This window comes from Allohoeflea poritis (genome assembly GCF_027889715.1).
GTDB classification, from domain to species: Bacteria; Pseudomonadota; Alphaproteobacteria; order Rhizobiales; family Rhizobiaceae; genus Hoeflea_A; species Hoeflea_A poritis.
Map to the genome: position 1 here is coordinate 1 of NZ_JAPJZH010000021.1, position 16,628 is coordinate 16,628.

16 protein-coding genes and 1 other RNA gene are annotated in these 16,628 nt (G+C 62.3%); 9 read left to right on the plus strand and 8 right to left on the minus strand.

Annotated features, from left to right (window positions below):
- Window positions 1-74: 74 nt before the first annotated feature.
- From nudC to OOZ53_RS23150, 3 genes are all read right to left on the minus strand, one after another.
- Complete coding sequence (gene nudC, locus OOZ53_RS23140; protein WP_271092134.1) at window positions 75-1,034, minus strand: NAD(+) diphosphatase; 960 nt, start codon at window positions 1,032-1,034, stop codon at window positions 75-77.
- Window positions 1,035-1,046: 12 nt separating this feature from the next.
- A complete protein-coding gene (locus OOZ53_RS23145; RefSeq protein WP_271092135.1) occupies window positions 1,047-1,451 on the minus strand; it encodes an HIT domain-containing protein in 405 nt (134 codons plus the stop codon).
- Between the two features lie 131 nt (window positions 1,452-1,582).
- Window positions 1,583-2,473 (minus strand): AEC family transporter, encoded by an 891-nt coding sequence (locus tag OOZ53_RS23150; RefSeq protein WP_271092136.1) that lies wholly within the window; start codon window positions 2,471-2,473, stop codon window positions 1,583-1,585.
- 163 nt (window positions 2,474-2,636) lie between these two features.
- On the opposite strand from OOZ53_RS23150, the gene ffs reads away from it, so the two are divergent.
- From ffs to OOZ53_RS23170, 4 genes are all read left to right on the plus strand, one after another.
- Window positions 2,637-2,734: signal recognition particle sRNA small type (gene ffs / locus OOZ53_RS23155), an RNA gene on the plus strand.
- A gap of 83 nt (window positions 2,735-2,817) precedes the next feature.
- Window positions 2,818-4,653, plus strand: a complete 1,836-nt coding sequence (locus tag OOZ53_RS23160; protein ID WP_271092137.1) for a DNA polymerase III subunit gamma/tau — start codon at window positions 2,818-2,820, stop codon at window positions 4,651-4,653.
- Between the two features lie 42 nt (window positions 4,654-4,695).
- Window positions 4,696-5,019 carry a YbaB/EbfC family nucleoid-associated protein gene (locus OOZ53_RS23165; RefSeq protein WP_271092138.1) on the plus strand — a complete coding sequence of 108 codons (324 nt, stop codon included), beginning with the start codon at window positions 4,696-4,698 and terminating at the stop codon, window positions 5,017-5,019.
- A gap of 97 nt (window positions 5,020-5,116) precedes the next feature.
- Window positions 5,117-6,997 carry an acyl-CoA synthetase gene (locus OOZ53_RS23170; protein ID WP_271092139.1) on the plus strand — a complete coding sequence of 627 codons (1,881 nt, stop codon included), beginning with the start codon at window positions 5,117-5,119 and terminating at the stop codon, window positions 6,995-6,997.
- Between the two features lie 80 nt (window positions 6,998-7,077).
- Here the strand turns inward: OOZ53_RS23170 and OOZ53_RS23175 are convergent, their stop codons facing one another.
- Together OOZ53_RS23175 and OOZ53_RS23180 are read right to left on the minus strand one after the other, a co-directional pair.
- The gene (locus tag OOZ53_RS23175) at window positions 7,078-7,863 is read right to left on the minus strand and encodes a hypothetical protein (RefSeq protein WP_271092140.1); all 786 of its coding nucleotides are present in this window, start codon (window positions 7,861-7,863) and stop codon (window positions 7,078-7,080) included.
- A 10-nt stretch (window positions 7,864-7,873) separates the two neighbouring features.
- A complete protein-coding gene (locus OOZ53_RS23180) occupies window positions 7,874-8,575 on the minus strand; it encodes a HupE/UreJ family protein (protein ID WP_271092141.1) in 702 nt (233 codons plus the stop codon).
- 66 nt (window positions 8,576-8,641) lie between these two features.
- On the opposite strand from OOZ53_RS23180, the gene OOZ53_RS23185 reads away from it, so the two are divergent.
- The 3 genes from OOZ53_RS23185 to OOZ53_RS23195 all read left to right on the plus strand — a co-directional run bounded on the left by OOZ53_RS23185 (window position 8,642) and on the right by OOZ53_RS23195 (window position 10,574).
- On the plus strand, window positions 8,642-8,920 hold the full coding sequence (locus OOZ53_RS23185; protein WP_271092142.1) for a metal-sensing transcriptional repressor: 279 nt from the start codon (window positions 8,642-8,644) through the stop codon (window positions 8,918-8,920).
- Window positions 8,921-9,019: 99 nt separating this feature from the next.
- Window positions 9,020-9,742: an ABC transporter permease gene (locus OOZ53_RS23190; protein ID WP_271092143.1), complete on the plus strand. Its 723-nt coding sequence runs from the start codon at window positions 9,020-9,022 to the stop codon at window positions 9,740-9,742.
- Window positions 9,743-10,028: 286 nt separating this feature from the next.
- A complete protein-coding gene (locus tag OOZ53_RS23195; protein WP_271092144.1) occupies window positions 10,029-10,574 on the plus strand; it encodes a DUF1697 domain-containing protein in 546 nt (181 codons plus the stop codon).
- A 74-nt stretch (window positions 10,575-10,648) separates the two neighbouring features.
- Here OOZ53_RS23195 and OOZ53_RS23200 read toward each other — a convergent pair whose 3' ends face one another.
- Together OOZ53_RS23200 and OOZ53_RS23205 are read right to left on the minus strand one after the other, a co-directional pair.
- The gene (locus tag OOZ53_RS23200; protein ID WP_271092145.1) at window positions 10,649-11,128 is read right to left on the minus strand and encodes a hypothetical protein; all 480 of its coding nucleotides are present in this window, start codon (window positions 11,126-11,128) and stop codon (window positions 10,649-10,651) included.
- Window positions 11,129-11,209: 81 nt separating this feature from the next.
- Window positions 11,210-13,378, minus strand: coding sequence for a malate synthase G (locus OOZ53_RS23205; protein ID WP_271092146.1), 2,169 nt, complete (start codon window positions 13,376-13,378; stop codon window positions 11,210-11,212).
- A 342-nt stretch (window positions 13,379-13,720) separates the two neighbouring features.
- Between OOZ53_RS23205 and OOZ53_RS23210 the strand changes: the two genes are divergently transcribed.
- Together OOZ53_RS23210 and OOZ53_RS23215 are read left to right on the plus strand one after the other, a co-directional pair.
- Entirely contained in the window at window positions 13,721-13,972 is a 252-nt protein-coding gene (locus tag OOZ53_RS23210) for a hypothetical protein (RefSeq protein ID WP_271092147.1), read from the plus strand.
- 65 nt (window positions 13,973-14,037) lie between these two features.
- Window positions 14,038-14,610, plus strand: a complete 573-nt coding sequence (locus tag OOZ53_RS23215) for a L,D-transpeptidase (protein WP_425499224.1) — start codon at window positions 14,038-14,040, stop codon at window positions 14,608-14,610.
- Between the two features lie 12 nt (window positions 14,611-14,622).
- Here OOZ53_RS23215 and OOZ53_RS23220 read toward each other — a convergent pair whose 3' ends face one another.
- The gene (locus OOZ53_RS23220; RefSeq protein ID WP_271092148.1) at window positions 14,623-16,620 is read right to left on the minus strand and encodes a hydantoinase/oxoprolinase family protein; all 1,998 of its coding nucleotides are present in this window, start codon (window positions 16,618-16,620) and stop codon (window positions 14,623-14,625) included.
- Window positions 16,621-16,628: the final 8 nt, after the last annotated feature.

Consider the following 16,628-nt stretch of genomic DNA (forward strand, 5'->3'; position numbering starts at 1 on the left):
ACGCGCAAGCCATTTCCTCAGCTTCATACATATCGCCGCCGCAATCCTATGGATGCGATGAATGTCGATTCAGCCTAAGGGGTCGACAGTTTCAGCCAGTCGCTGATGAGGTGATGGGCGATGGCCCCCGGCGGCGGCGAATTGAAATCTTCGGCGCCGGTCTGCCGACTGATCAGAGCTGCCGCTTCCTCGCGGTTGAACCAGCGGCAGTCCTCGATCTCGCGTGCGTCGATCTGGATATCGGTGGAGATCGCTTCTCCATAGCAGCCGATCATCAGCGTGTGCGGCATCGGCCAGGGCTGGCTGGCATGGTAGAGCACGCGGCCGATTTGGATGCCGGACTCCTCATGGGTCTCGCGCCGCACGGCGTCCTCGATGGTTTCCCCCGGTTCCAGGAACCCGGCAAGGCACGAATACATGCCCGGCGGAAAATGCGGGCTGCGGCCGAGCAGGCAGCGGTCGTTCCGCGTATCCACCGCCAGCATGATGACGACGGGATCGGTGCGCGGAAAATGCAGCTGGCCGCAATTGGTGCATTCCCTGCGGTAACCGCCGGCCTTTGACACGGTGGCGCCGCCGCAGCGCCCGCAATGGGCGTGCGACCGGGCCCAGGCGACGAGGCTCGCCGCCTGCGCCAGCTGGCCGAGTTCGTCACCGCGAACGAGGCCCTGAATGTAGATCGACCGGTTGTCTATCGCCTTGATGGTTTCCGGCAACGCTTCCGGGTCGAGCCGCACATGGGCCGCGATGCGCGGCGCATCGCCCTCCGCAAAGCCGAGGAGCACCGCATTGTCCATATCCGGATCGAATTGCCGCAGCTCGTCGAGACTGTGCAGTGCATTGAAACCGTCTCCCGCCTTTTTCAGAAAGGCCCGGCCGTCTCCAATGGCGAACAGCCGCGCATTGGGCAATGCGAGTGCCTGTTCCAGGCAATCGTCTTCGCGGTGTTCGGATCTGCGGTCGAGGCTGTTTCCTGCAAAGGCGACCTGGCTGCTCGGCTCCCCGCCGTCGCCGGGCGCGTCGAAAATCGTCAATTGTGCGGTTTCCTAAATTTCCTTGATGATCGCCTCAATCAGCGCATTTGCGCTATTGGTATCATAAGGCTCGGCTTTTCCAACCCCCCAGACCGGCCCCGGCCAGCCGGTATCGCCGCTGCTGCGGGCAATGACGTGCAGATGCAACTGCCGGACCTGGTTGCCCAGTGCGCCGATATTGATCTTGTCGCATTCCGTGACCCGTTTCAGCGCCCGCGCCGTTTCGCCCGCTTCGAAAGTCAGAAGTGTCTGGTCCAGCGGTGTCAGGTGATAGATTTCCTCGGCCTCCGCGCGCTGCGGAACGAGCAGGAACCAGGGCCAGCGGCTGTCGTTCATCAACCGCAGCTGGCAAAGCCCCAAAATGGATACGAGGCGGCTGTCCGCTTCCAGCCGCGCATTGAGCCTGAAACCACACATGCCCTTGCTTCCCATCACTGCTTTGGGAAAGATTAGCAGCTTTTTTGCAGCTTGGCCCACATTTGATGTCCGTGCTGACCGCGACTGAAACTGCGACCGGTCTGTTCAGGCTTCAATCAAGACCGATCGCCCTAGTTGATCCACAGCGTCAGCGCCAGCGGCACCACGATGATCGTCAGCAAGGTCGAGATGAGGATAAAGCCGGCCACTTCATGGGCGATCTCCGGCATGTGGCGCTCGACGAACAGATAGGTGGACGCCGCCGCCGGCATCAGGCAGCTCAGGATCAGGACGCCGCGTTCGGTGCCGGTGAAGCCGAAGGCCTGGATAAGTCCGAATGCGACAAGTGCCGCCATGGCGATGTGAAAGAGGCTGAGATAGACGGCCCGCCACATCGTCTCGGGCCTGAGCGTTGCCAGCGTGTGACCGAGGGTCAGCAGCATCAGCGGGATCGACAGGCCGCCGAGGATGTTGAAAGCGCCGCCGATCGGCTTCGGCAGTTGCGTTCCGGTCCCCAGCAGAACAAGCGCGATGATGACGGCGTAGATAATCGGCGATTTAGCAAGATCGCGCAGCGAGAACTTGCCGGACGGGACCCACATGCCCACGGTGAATATGCTGATCAGGACAACCACCACGAAACCCATCGCATAGGCGAGCCCCTCATTGCCGAAGGCGAGCAGCGCCACGGGAAGCCCGATATTGCCGACATTGTTGTGCATCATCGGCGACAGGAACGCTCGGGCCGGCAGGCCCATAAACTTGAGAAATCCGAAGCCGATCAGGCCGAAGCAGGCGACGGAACAGGCAGCGGCAAACGCCATCATGAGAAAGCGGTCGAGTTCGATATGGCCCGCAGACAAATGCGATATGATCAGCGTCGGATAGCCCACATTGGTGATCACCGTCATGATGGTGCGGTTGTCGAAGGGCGCCTTGAAAAGCGCCAGACCGTATCCTGCGCCGGCGCAGATCAGCACCGGAACGATGACGTTCAGGACATTGACAAACAGCGCTTCCACCGGGCGGGCCTTTCCTCCGTTTGCATCGACCTTAGTCGTCGGCGACGGTCGATGAAACGGAAATGATGCGCATCAACAGGAACCTTGACCGCTCAGACACGTCCGTGCGGTTTTTTCCGGCGGGCTCTTGCTTTTGCCGCGCCGATTGACGATATGGAGCGCGGGAGGTTGGTGGTGGACGAGCCACTCGCCAACCGGGTCAGGTCCGGAAGGAAGCAGCCCTAACGAGCCACGGCACGGGTCACCGTGCCAGCCTCCCACCCTCATTGCCGTCGACCGGAGGAACGCCGCGCTATTGACGCGGCCGTGCCGCCGGGGCGACACTCCGCCAGGCAACGCATGCAATGCCGGGACCAAATACCCAGATGAACGACGGCAAGACTTCAGACGAAAACGGCTACCGGGTTCTCGCCCGCAAGTACCGACCGCGCGATTTCGGCGATCTCATCGGCCAGGAGCCGATGGTGCGCACGCTGACCAACGCCTTCGAAACCGGACGCATCGCGCAGGCCTATATGCTGACCGGTGTGCGCGGCGTCGGCAAGACGACCACGGCGCGCATCCTGGCGCGCGCGCTCAACTACCGCACCGATGACATTGACAAGCCGACCATCGATCTCGCGACGCCCGGCGAGCACTGCGATGCGATCATGGCCGGCAGCCATGTCGATGTCATCGAGATGGACGCCGCTTCCCACACCGGGATCGACGATATCCGCGAGATTATCGAGCAGGTGCGCTATCGGCCGGTGACGGCCCGCTACAAGGTCTACATCATCGACGAGGTTCACATGCTGTCGACCCAGGCCTTCAACGGCCTGTTGAAGACGCTTGAGGAACCGCCCGCACACGTCAAGTTCATCTTCGCCACCACCGAGATCCGCAAGGTTCCCGTGACGGTCCTGTCCCGTTGTCAGCGCTTTGACCTGCGCCGCATCGAAGCCGCCGATCTGATCGCGCATTTCCGCTCCATTGCCGGGAAGGAAGACGTCGCCATCGACGACGAGGCGCTGGCGATGATCGCTCGCGCCGCCGAGGGTTCGGCGCGTGACGGTCTCTCGCTCATGGACCAGGCCATCGCCCATGGCGGCGGCAAGGTCGAGGCGGCGGCGGTGCGCGACATGCTGGGTGTCGCTGACCGCAGCCGCATCGTCGAACTCTTCCATGAGGTGGCCAAGGGCGACATCACTGCTGCCCTGTCGACATTCCGCGGACTCTATGACGGCGGCGCCAATCCCACGGTGATCCTAACCGATCTCGCCGACTTCACCCATCTGGTGACGCGGCTGAAATTCGTTGCGGACGCGGCCTCGGATCCGTCGCTGAGCGAAGTCGAACGCACCCGCGGCGGCGAATTCGCCGGCGAATTATCGGTCCCCGTCCTGTCGCGGCTGTGGCAGATGCTGCTGAAGGGCATCCCGGAGACCGAACAGTCCAGCCGGCCGGTTGCCGCCTGTGAGATGGTGCTGATCCGCCTTACGCACGCCGCCAACCTGCCGTCGCCGGGCGACGCGGTGAAACAGTTCAATGAAGCGCTGGCGCGCAACGCCGGCGGACCGGCTGACGGCCAGTCAAACGGCGGATCACCGGCAATCGGTGACGCGCCGCAATCATCCGCCACATCTTTCGATAATAGCAGCCCGGCACCCCGCCCGTCAGGGTCCGGCCCGGTCGCCATGCTGCGCCCGGTCGAGGGCGGTGCGCCAGAACAGCAGATTTCGGCAGCCGCCGAGCCGGCGCGCCCGCAGCCGATCATCAACAGTATTGCCGATCTTGCCGATCTTGCCGGTGAGCACCGCGACGCCAAGCTGAAGGCGATGATCCGCAAATATCTGCGCCCGGTTAAGATCGAGGCCGGGCGGCTGGAGATCGGCCTTGCCGAGGATGCCCCGAAATCGCTGGTCGGCGAGCTGGACGGCAAGCTGAAGCAATGGACCGGCATGCGCTGGATCATTGCCATCAGCCGCGAACGCGGCGGCCATACGATCGAGGAAATGGAAAAGGCGCAGCGCGAGGAACTCGTCAGCGATGCCAGCCAGGACCCCGATGTCGCCGCAATCCTCAACCAGTTTCCCGGTGCCAGGATCACCGATGTGCGCATCAGGGACGAGGATATGGAGCCGCCCGCCGCGCAGCAGAGCGAGGACGGCGACATCCTGCCGGAAGACAACGACAATTAAGCGAAAGCAGACGCCGCCAGGCGCAAGCAATGGAGACACAAGATGCGTGACCTCATGGGCATGATGGGCAAGGTCAAGGAAATGCAGGAGAAGATGGCCGGCCTGCAGGAGGAGATCGAGCAGCTTGAGCTTGAAGGCACCTCCGGCGGCGGCCTTGTCACCGTAAAGCTCAACGGCAAGGGCAACATGCTGTCCATGTCCGTCGATCCCTCGCTGATCAAGGAGGACGAGGCCGAAATCCTCGAGGATCTGATCGTCGCCGCCCACAATGACGCCAAGTCGAAGGTCGAGGCCGCCGTTCAGGCAAAGACTCAGGAACTGACGGCCGGCCTGCCGATCCCGCCGGGCATGAAACTGCCGTTCTGAGCAGCATCGGGCGCATTGCCAAGCGTCCGCAATTGAACAAATATGGGCTCCCGATTTATCCCGGCGGGTCGCTGCCGGACCACCCGGACAGGACCCCATGCCCTTTGCGCCCATTGCCCCGATCCGCTCCATCGCCGACATAAGACGGCTTGAGGAAACACCGCTTGCTGAAGCGGTGACGGTTCGAAGCACCTATGAAATCTTTGCCGAGTCGGCGCGCGCCTTCGAAGACAAGATCGCGCTGACCTTCCTGCGCACCGGCGATCCGCACGACGCACCGATCCGCTGGAGCTACTGCCGGCTTTTCGAGGACATCACCAGAACCGCCAACCTTCTGCACGCTCTTGGCGTCGGGCCGGGCGATGCGGTGGCGGCGCTCCTGCCGGGTTGCCTCGAATATCACCTTGTGCTGTGGGGCGGCGAGGCGGCCGGCATCGTCCAGCCGCTCAACCCGTTGCTGTCGCTCGACAAGCTGACCGAATTGCTGCGCGCCGCCGATGCGAAGATATTGATCGCCTATGGTGCGGAGGAGGATGCCGGCTACTGGTCGAAGGCGATGGCGCTGCGCGATGCGGTGAACGGGCTGAAAGTGCTGCGGGTCGCGCCGCATGACGAGGCTGTGCCGCCGCATCATGGCGGGGATGGCGATTTCCAGGCGCTGCTGGAAGGCCAGCCGGCGGACCGTCTTGTCAGCGGCCGGCAGATCGCCCCGGACGACATTGCGGCCTATTTCCACACCGGCGGCACCACCGGCGCGCCGAAGCTCGCCATGCACAGCCACGCCAATCAGGTCTTCACCGCCTGGGCCAGCGTCCAGCTTATGGGGCTGACGCCGCAGGACGTCAGCATCAACGGCTATCCGCTGTTTCATGTCGCCGGCGTCTTGCCGGGCGCGCTCACCGCGCTGTCGGCCGGCGTCGAGACGATCATTCCGACGACCGCGCTGTTCCGCAGCCAGCAAGTGCGGGCCAATTACTGGCGCCTCGTCGAAAAATACCGTTCGACATCGCTCTCGGCGGTGCCGACGGTGCTGGCGGCGCTCGCCAATGTGCCTGTGGGCGATGCCGACATCGCCTCGATCCGCTACTGCCGTACCGGCGCCGCCATCCTGCCGCCGGAGCTCGCCGAGCGCTTCGAGACGCTCTACGGGCTGCATGTGCACGAAGCGCTCGGCATGACCGAGATGGCCGGCATCAGCTCCATCCGCCCGCCCGGCGTGCACGCGCCCGCCGGCTGTGTCGGCTTTCCAATTCCCTACGCGCGGACCCGCATCGTCGCGCTCGATGCCGATGGCGGCCCGTCCGACCGCGATCTGTCGCCCGGCCGGCACGGCATGATCCTCTTCAAGGCGCCGAACGTGTTTCCCGGCTTCCTCGATCCCGAGGCGACGAAGAAAGCGTTCACCGCTGATGGCTGGCTTGCGACCGGCGATGTCGGCTGGATGGACGATGAAGGCCGGCTGAACCTTACAGGCCGGTCCAAGGATCTCATCATCCGCAGCGGCCACAATATCGATCCCAAGGTGATCGAGGATGCGCTCGGCTCGCACCCGGCCGTGCAGCTCTGTGCCGCCGTCGGCGCGCCCGACGCCTATGCCGGCGAACTGCCCGTCGCCTTCGCGGTTCTGATGCCGGGCGTGGAGGTCACCCAGGAAGAGTTGCTTGACTGGACAAGCACCCGCGTCGACGAACCGCCCGCGCGCCCGAAATCGGTGTCCATTATCCCCACCATGCCGATGACCAATGTCGGCAAGATCTTCAAGCCGGAACTGCGCCGCATGGCGGTGGAGAACATTGTGCGGGATATGCTGGCGGAGGCGGGTGTGAAAGGTGCCGCGGTGGAAGTGATCCTGTCTGCTAATGGCAAACTGTCCGCGGCGGTGGCGCTGCCGGCCGGGGTGAATGCCGAAATGAAAGATGCCGTTGCGGCAAGGCTCGAGCCGTTGCCGGTCCCGGTTGACATTGCTCAGCAGGCCTGAGCTGCTTTTGATTCCTCTTTGCTGCTGCCACGAAGCCCGCTGTATCGGCGCCTATGCCGCCCAATCGATGCAGGCGTCCATCAGACGGTTCGCTTGAGTTCCGAATAGTCGCCACGGGTCCGCAGGGTCAGTGTCACCGGCTGGTCGGTGCGGTTCCTCCAGAACCAGCCATGATTGCCCGCAAACGCGGCGGTGATCGATCCGGTCTGTTCGGCAACACCCCTGCCTTTTTCATAGGAGATCTTGTTGCCGCCGCCATCCCCGTGGGTGTCGTAGTTCAGAACCGCACCGTTGGCTGTCCACTCGAATTCGGCGACAGCGCCTTCCTGCATCACGAGCTTGAGCTCGATCCCTTCGCCGGGCTGCAAGGTGAATGAGACCTCGTCGGCCCATGCGTTGACCGGTGCCGTTTCTTCGGGGCGTGAAGCTGGAACGGCAAGCGCGGATTGCTCCTGTGTCTGCTCGGCCTGTTGTTCGGGAGCAGATTGGCCCACCGGCGCCTGCACACCGCTGTAGAGCAACAGGGCAATCTCGTCGATGCGCTGCTCGATTGCCGAGAGCCGCATTTCGATCTCGGCATTGCCCCCCTGTGGTGCCGGAACGGCCTGAGTGTCGGGAACCGGCACCCGGGCTTGCGTTGCCGACCGGCGATCAGCTTCGGCTTCCGCCGATAGCTGCATCTTGATCGCACCCATTTCGGTCAGTCCAAGTATTCGGCCGATACGCGTCGGATCGATGCCGTATTCCGATGGCAGGACAATGGTGATCAGGATCGCAATCGCGGCCACAAAGGCAATGATGGTCGAGCGCCACAAACGGGCGGAAGAGGGCAGTTCAGCGCGTGTCGGCAGGTCGGTGTTGTACACGGTGTTTTCCTTACGAATTCACGAAATAGCCGGTGATCTGGTAGCCCATGAGCACGAAGCCGAGGCACATGATCACGGCGTTGGCGCTATAGGCGTGGCGCCAGAAGCCGATCGTCTTGCGCCAGAAACTCATGACGATCAGGATTGCGGACAGCGCCAGCAACTGCCCGATTTCCACGCCGACATTGAAGGCCAGAAGGTTGGGAACCAGCCCGTCCGGAGAGATCTCGTATTCGATGATCTTGGTCGAAAGTCCGAAGCCGTGGAACAGCCCGAAGATAAAGGTCGCGGCCTTGGTGTTCGGCTGGAACCCGAACCAGCGCTGGTATGCGCCCATATTGTCGAGCGCCTTGTAGACCACGGACAACCCGATGATGGCGTCGATGATATAGCTGTTGATGCCGATGTTGAAATAGACGCCAAGCAGCATGGTCGTCGAGTGGCCGATGGCGAACAGGCTGACATAGAGACCTATGTCCCTGGTTCTGTAGAGAAAGAAGATCACGCCCAGCAGGAACAGAATGTGATCGTATCCGGTGACCATGTGCTTCGCACCGAGATAGATGAACGGCAGGATATGGACGCCGGTGATCTCAAGGATGTAGCCCTTGTCTCCCTCGGCGACGGCGTGCGCAAACGCATCGCGGCTGCCTGCCAACAGCAGCACCAGAACTGATAAACCGGCCAGCGTTCCGACTCTCAACATGGGCATTGGTTCGTTTGCTCCCAGACATGAATCGCTTGACTTTTATCCTATGGAGGAGGATAGGATCAAGTCATGAAAACGCCGCATCGACACCAAAGCCATCCCGCCATCGTCAATCGCCTGAAGCGCGCAAGGGGACATCTGGAAAAAGTCATATCCATGATCGAAAGCGGAGAAGATTGCCTGGCGCTCGCCCAACAGCTACAGGCCGTGGAAAGTGCCGTCGCCAATGCCAAGACCACGCTGATCGAGGACCACCTCGATCACTGTCTGGATGATGTCGTGGGGCCGCTCGACGCGGAAAAGCGGCGCGGGATCGACGAACTCAAGAAGATCGCCAAATATCTCTAGGCGGGATATGTAGCCACACGGTTTATTTGTCATGTCCTGTGCGACTTTCAGGAACGGAGGACAGATCATCCCTGAATATGCGAGAGTCGAGCGCCTTCGATGATTGCCTGGCTGTTCAATCTGACGGTCGAGACACAGCGGGAAATCTATCTGGCCTTCGGCGAGCGCATCAAGCTTTATGCCGAGACCGGCGATTGGTCCGAATTGGCGGTCTTCCTGCCGATGGGCGTTGTCTTCGGCATCGTGCATGCGCTGATGCCGGGTCACTCGAAGACATTGCTGGCGGCCTACACAATGGCCACGCCGGCAAGCGCATGGCGCGCCGCCGGAACCGGTCTGATCCTGTCTTCGGTGCATATTCTGATGTCCGTGCTGATCGTGCTCCTGTCATTGCCATTGGTGTCGGTGACTTTCGGAGCTTCAAGCCAGACCCCGGTTCTGGAGACCCTCAGCCGCGGGCTGCTTGCGCTTGTTGGCATCTGGATGATTGTGTCTTCGCTGCGGCCGCAGGCTCATGCCCATCTCGCCGGGCGCAGCGTGGCGTTTGCCTTCTTCGCGGGTCTGATCCCGTGCCCGCTGTCCTTCTTTGTCATGGTTTTTGCCGTCTCGCGCGGCGTGACGGAGGCCGGATTGGCTTTTGCTCTTGTCATGCTGGTTGGCGTGGCGATGGTGCTGGTTTCGGTCGCGCTGGCGGCCAATCTTTCGCGCAAGGGCCTTTCCAGATTTTTGGAAAACAACGGGAAAACGATACGGATCGTCACCGTATCGCTGCAGGTGGCAACCGGAATAATACTCTTGGTCGCCGCCTGGCGCATATTGTGAGCGCACCCGGCCATCCGGGCGTGTTCTTGACCCGCAATACCGCTCGTGATCCGATTGTCGAAGTTTCAGCCCCTCACTGTTCGGTTTCGGAAGAACACTGACGATGCATACTCATGTCCTATCCCCGTGGTCTCACGATCACACCGATCAGCAACTACGCCGGTGCCTGATGCGCGCCATAGCGGATGGAATCCCCTGATTCTGCGACGCTGCAATTCGCGGAAATGCTGTCAGAGTGGATCTAGGGCAACTTAGCAGCGGTGCAAAATGCGAATAGGATCACCCGATGGCCACTGGCGAACAAAACTGGGTTGGACTGATCCGCGCAATCGGGCCGGCAACGCACAAGGTGATGTCGATGTCTCAACTCAGGGACGCGTGCGCCGCAGCCGGGCTGAAAAACGTCGAAACGGTCCTGGCGACGGGAAACCTGCTGTTCAGCTCTGACGGGCAACGGCCGGAGCTGATGGAACTTCTGACGGGGATCCTTGCCCGGTATGGCCTTGATAACGAAGTGTTTTTACGCCGCCCAAAAGAACTGCGGAGCGTCATGACTGACAATCCCTTTGCGAGCGCGGCGGAAATGCGTCCGAACCATTTGCTCATTCTCTTTATGGACGCGGCACCAACCGCAGACCAAATCAAGGCGCTTGAAGTCTATGACGGCCCCGAAATCATAAAGTGCTTCGGTCGGGAAGCTTACATCGACTATGTGAACGGCGTTGCCCGTTCCAGGGCAACACCCGCGCGCCTTGAAAAAATGCTGGGGCGCAGTGGAACGGCGCGAAACTGGAACACGGTGAAAAAACTCGTTGACAGGACGAGCGACTGATCGCCGGTCTTTTCCAAAAGGTCATCATTCTCGCAAAAAGCGCCTACCCCGGACTATGGGTTCCAATGGTCAGATTAGTCGGAGCATTCGACACTCAACCATACATTTGTGTTCAATCCGATCTTTCCGTCAGTGCTGCTAAGCTGGATCGACGCTCCAATATCATCCATCTCCTCAAACCGTGTATCGACAGTTGAAATACGGGTGACGCCTGCCATAAATGTCGCGACTTGTGTCGTTGGCTTGCCCAGATAAGCCGGCATTCTCTGAACCATGGCGGCAAATTCATCAAGGCCCCCTTCGAGTTGGCGTCGAACCGCCAAGACGCGCCCCTCGCATACGAATAGGCCGGCCTCAGCACCGACAACTTTCCATTCTCTCGGCAAGTGTGGCGACAACGGTTCGATCTTCCAGTCCTGGGAGCGCGCGTGCCGTTCAGCTTGCTCCACGGTGCTGCCCAATTCGAAGCCCAGGAGCAGGTCGTCAAGATCAAGCGCTGATGCGGACGTTGGAATCAAAATCCAGGTCATCAACGCTGCCAGGAATTGTTTCATTGGGTCAATTCGCCCCAATGCTCGGAGGTGCATACCTCGGTCAAACAAGCTTTTGGCCACGATCTATCTGCTACTCGCAAGTCACCCGCCCAGCGCCGCCTTCATTTCCTGGCGCCGCCGGTGCAGGATCGGCTCGGTATAGCCGCTCGGCTGTTCGCGGCCTTTCAGAACCAGTTCGAGCGCGGCCTGGAATTCGATTGAACCATCGAAATTGCCGGCCATGTTGCGGTAGGCCGGATCGCCTTCGTTCTGCTTGTCGACAACCGCCGCCATGCGCTTCATGGTCTCGACGATCTGGTCCTCGGAAACGATGCCGTTATGCATCCAGTTGGCCATGTGCTGCGCCGAGATGCGCAGCGTCGCCCGGTCCTCCATCAGGCCGATATTGTTGATGTCGGGCACCTTGGAGCAGCCGACGCCCTGGCCGACCCAGCGCACCACATAGCCGAGGATGCCTTGCGCATTGTTGTCCAGTTCGCGCTGGATATCCTCCGGCGTCCAGTTGGGACGCTCGGTGACCGGTACCGACAGGATGTCGTCGAGCTTCGCGCGGGTCCGTGATTTGAGATTGGCCTGCACCTCGGCGACATTGACCTTGTGATAATGCGTCGCATGTAGCGTGGCGGCGGTCGGCGAGGGGACCCAGGCCGTGTTGGCGCCGGCCTTCGGGTGGCCGATCTTCTGCTCCAGCATGGCCGCCATCATGTCGGGCATTGCCCACATGCCCTTGCCGATCTGCGCATGGCCGGAAAGCCCGCATTCAAGGCCGATATCGACATTCCAGTCCTCATAGGCGGCGATCCACGGCGCCTGCTTCATGTCGCCCTTGCGGATCATCGGACCGGCTTCCATCGAGGTGTGGATCTCGTCGCCGGTGCGGTCGAGGAAACCGGTATTGATGAAGACGACGCGGTCCCTGGCCGCGCGGATGCACTCTTTCAGATTGACCGTGGTGCGGCGCTCCTCGTCCATGATGCCCATCTTCATGGTGTTGCGCGCCATGCCGAGCGCGTCCTCGACGCGTGCGAAGATTTCCGATGCGAAGCCGACCTCCTCGGGGCCGTGCATCTTCGGCTTGACCACATACATCGAGCCGTCGCGGGAATTGTTGCGGCGACCGTTGGGGCCGATATCGTGCAGCGCGATCAGGCCGGTGATCATCGCATCCATCAGCCCTTCCGGCGCCTCGTTGCCGTCGCGGTCGAGGACCGCCGGATTGGTCATCAGGTGGCCGACATTGCGCACCAGCATCAAGGCCCGCCCGGGCAGCGCGAATGTCTCGCCGGCGGGATCCAGGTATTCCCGGTCGGCATTGAGACGCCGGGTGAAGGAACCGCGGCCCTTGGAGACCTCCTCGGTCAGATCGCCCTTCATCAGGCCGAGCCAGTTGCGGTAGACGATCGTCTTGTCCTCGGCATCCACCGCCGCGACCGAATCCTCGCAGTCGACGATCGTCGTCAGCGCCGATTCCAGGACGATGTCCGAGATGCCCGCCGCATCGTCCTTGCCGACGGCGCTTTCCGGGTCGATGACGATCTCCAGATGCAGACCGTTCTTTTTCAGGAGCACCGCCGACGGCGATTGCGGATCACCCTTGTAGCCGGCGAACTGTGCCGGGTTCTTCAGGCCGCGCCTGCTGCCGTCCTGCAGCGCGATGACCAGTTCGCCATTGTCGATCGCCAGTGCGCTGACCTCGGCCCAGTAGCCGTCGATGGGCGCCGAGTCGTCCAGGAAGGCACGCGCCCAGGCGATGACCTTGCCGCCGCGCACGGCGTTGTAGCTGCTTTCGCGTCCCGCACCGCCATCCTCGGGGATCGCATCGGTGCCGTAGAGCGCATCGTAGAGCGAGCCCCAGCGGGCATTGGCGGCGTTGAGCGCGTAGCGCGCATTCATCACCGGAACGACCAGCTGCGGGCCGGCAATGCTGGCGATTTCCGGATCGACATTGTCCGTCTCGATGCTGAACGCGCCGCCCTCGGGTTGCAGATAACCGATCTCCCGCAGGAAAGCCTTGTAGGCCTCGAGATCCGTCGGCGCGCCGTTTTCCCGGTACCAGGCATCGATCTGTTCCTGCATGGCGTCGCGCACCGCAAGCAGTTCGCGGTTGCGCGGGCCGAGATCATGGATGAGGTCGGAAAGCCCTTTGAAGAAGGCATCGGCGTCGACCCCGCTGCCCGGCAGCGCCTCTTCCGTCAGAAACTGGTGCAGACCCCGATCGATTGACAGGCCGTGTTCGGTAACCGATGCCATTGCGTGCTCCTTGAGATGCCCGGCTTACTTAAGTTGCGCCTGCATCCCATATCCGGCGATTTGTTGTCAATTTAACGAAGATGAGAAAGATTTATTCCAAATCGGAAAAAATCAGTAGGCAATTGCCGACATCCACGTGAAGGCCTTTCCTGAATGGATTGGCACCGTCAGGCTGTGTCGCTCACAGGACGCTCACGCTTGCGTGACCGGTCGGCAATGGAATTGTTGGGATTTATACGTTAGATTTGCCCCATGAGGGGTTTTGTTGTTGTTCTTATACTGTGCGCGTTTGCCGTGGCCCAATCGGCCACAGTATTGGCACCCGCGTCCGCAGCATCCACGATGGTATCTGTTGTCGCGCAAACCGATGACGCCGGCGAACCGGTCATCCTGACCGCGCCCAGGGACATGTGTTGCTACTATACGCTGATGAAGCGCATGAAACGCGCCGGGTCCTGCCAGTCCGACTGCACATTTCTGCCGGCCCAGGCGGATATCAGCTTCGTCAAGCCGATCGCCATCTATTCGATGAGCGAAACGCATCCGGTGGCGCCGCCCGGCAGTCACAAGCTTCTGCGCCCGCCCATTTCATGACCTCGCCAATCGGAGCGAACACGCCGCTCCACCATTTGCAATGTCATTGAAACGGAATGAGATCCATGATCAGCAGACGAAATCTTTTGCTTGCGGCATCGGCCTTTATGGTCGCCCAGAAAGCCGGCACCGCCGCCGCCCACCACACCAAGAAATACAAGAATTTCAAGGTCGATCCGCGCCACAAGCCGCAGATGGTGCGCTTTACCGGATACGAGGCCGGCACCATCGTCGTCGATCCGCGCAACCACTTCCTCTATCTCGTCGTCTCGCCTTTCAGGGCGCGCCGCTACGGCGTCGGCGTCGGCAAGGCAGGGCTTCGGTTCAAGGGCGTGGCCTCCATCGAGCGCAAGGCTAAATGGCCGAGCTGGCGGCCGACGGACAATATGATCCGCCGTGAGCCGAGAAAATATGCCCGCTACGCCAAGGGCGTTCCGGGCGGTCCCAACAATCCGCTCGGCGCCAGGGCGCTCTATCTTTACCGGGGCGGCCGCGACACCTATTACCGCATCCACGGCACCACCCAGCCCGATACGATCGGCCGCTCGGTGTCGAACGGCTGCATCCGCATGGTCAATGACCATGTCATCGATCTCTACGAGCGCGTGCCGCTCGGCACCAAGGTCGTGGTGATCTGAGGCGGATTTTCTCTAGCCGTTTTCACGGACAATGCGCGGTCGCCCGTCGGCGGTCGCAACCACCCGCGCCTCGACCAGGCTGCGAATGCCTTCGATCTCCGGCGCCTTGACGGTTTCCCGCAGGGTCACGTGAGTATCTTCAGCGCCGGCGGCGAGGGCCTCGTCGCGGGCTGCGATCCCGGCGATTTCGCGTGCCCGGTTCATCGCCTCCTCCTCATTGCGGAAGCGCTCGCTCAGCCCGGCGCCGTTGACGGCGAACACATCTTCCTGCGGCGCCGTCACGAAAACGGTGACCGTCGAGCGCACATGGCCGACGACCGCGCCGATGGCGTTGGCGACGTCGGCATCGTCCGGAATGGCGCTGTCGCTCGCAAGCATCGCGGCGATGTCGGGATAATAACTGCCCGCCGAGGCGCCGAGGCCGACAAGCGGCCGGTCAAGCGTCAGGTGGAAGCGCACGATGCCATGGACACGTTCGAGCGCCCGCGCGACCGACCGCGACCGTGCCGCGTCGATCTGCGCCTCGCCCTCATCCGCCAGACAGGCCGACAGGATCATCTCGCAGGACTGCCGTGTCAGGCGGTCGACGGTCATCTGCGCCAGCGTCTCGGCATCTTCGGCAATGGGTTTGCCGGCGCCGCTCTTGCGCCGCGCCAGAAGTTGAGCACCGAGACCGGCGGCCTCGCCGTTCCAATTGTCCTGGCGATCGAGCACATGCATGGCATCGGACGGCGTGAAGCCGGCCACATGGACGAGGCCGCGCATTACCAGCCGGTCGAGCGTCGCCTTCTGCGATGCCGATGTCAGGATCCTGTCGAGCGGCGCAAGGCCTGCCGTGATCCGTTCGAACAGTCCCAGTTCCTGGGCCTGCAGCCCGGTCGCGAACCGTTCCGGAACGCCCGTGCGGCAAGCGAACCGCCCGTCGAGACGACCGGCATATCCGGCATCGAGCTGCCGCTGCAGGGCGGCGATCACCGGTTCGGGATCGATATGGGCGGCAAGGCTGAGCGGCATTAGCCGGCGTGGGCCGAGTTCCAGCCGTGTCTCCAGACCGGTCTCGCTGACATGCACCTCCGAATCGCCGCCAAGGCCGAATGTGTGCATGGCCACCGCCTGCACCATGGTGCGGAAGCCGCCGACAACAGCGCCGTCCGGGTCAAGCCGCGGCTGCCCGTCCTCAAGGATGGCCACATCCGTCGTCGTGCCGCCGATGTCGGAAACCACCGCATCGCTCATGCCGGTCAGGTGGCGCGCCCCGACAAGGCTGGCCGCCGGGCCGGACAGGATGGTCTCGATCGGCCGCTGGCGCGCCAGTCCGGCCGAAATCAGGGCGCCGTCGCCCCGCACCACCATCAGGGGCGCCTTGATGCCGCTCGTGTCCAGATGACCTTCCGTCGCTTCGATCAACCGGTCGATCATGGCGACGAGCCGGGCATTGAGCAGCGTCGTCAACGCCCGACGCGGACCGCCGAGCCTGGACGACAATTCGTGGCTGCAGGTGACCGGAAGGCCGGTGCGCTCGCGGATGAAGTCGCGCACGGCGATTTCGTGCGCCGGATTGCGCACGGCGAAATAGCCGGCGACCGAAAAGGCGGCGACCTCTTCCTTCAGCGTGTCGATCGTGGCCTCGAGCGGACCGAGATCGAGCGGCGTCTCGTTGCCATGCACATTGTGGCCGCCCGGCAGAAAGGTGACGGGGTCGCCGCCCAATGCCTCGGACAGCCCGTCGCGCCGCAGGTCTTCCTGCTTGAAGCCGATCATGATCAGCGCGACCCGCCCGCCCTGGCCTTCCACGAGCGCATTCGTCGCAAGCGTCGTCGACAGGCAGACGAGTTCGACCGATGCCGCGGCCCTGTCGGCGGCGGTCAGGACCTTCGACACCGCCTCGCCGATCCCGACCGCCAGATCATGGCGGCTGGTCAGCGCCTTGGCCTTGGCGAGAACGCCGTCCTCTTCGCTGTAGAGGACAGCATCCGTATAGGTGCCGCCGGTGTCGATCCCGAGAAACATCGCTCTAT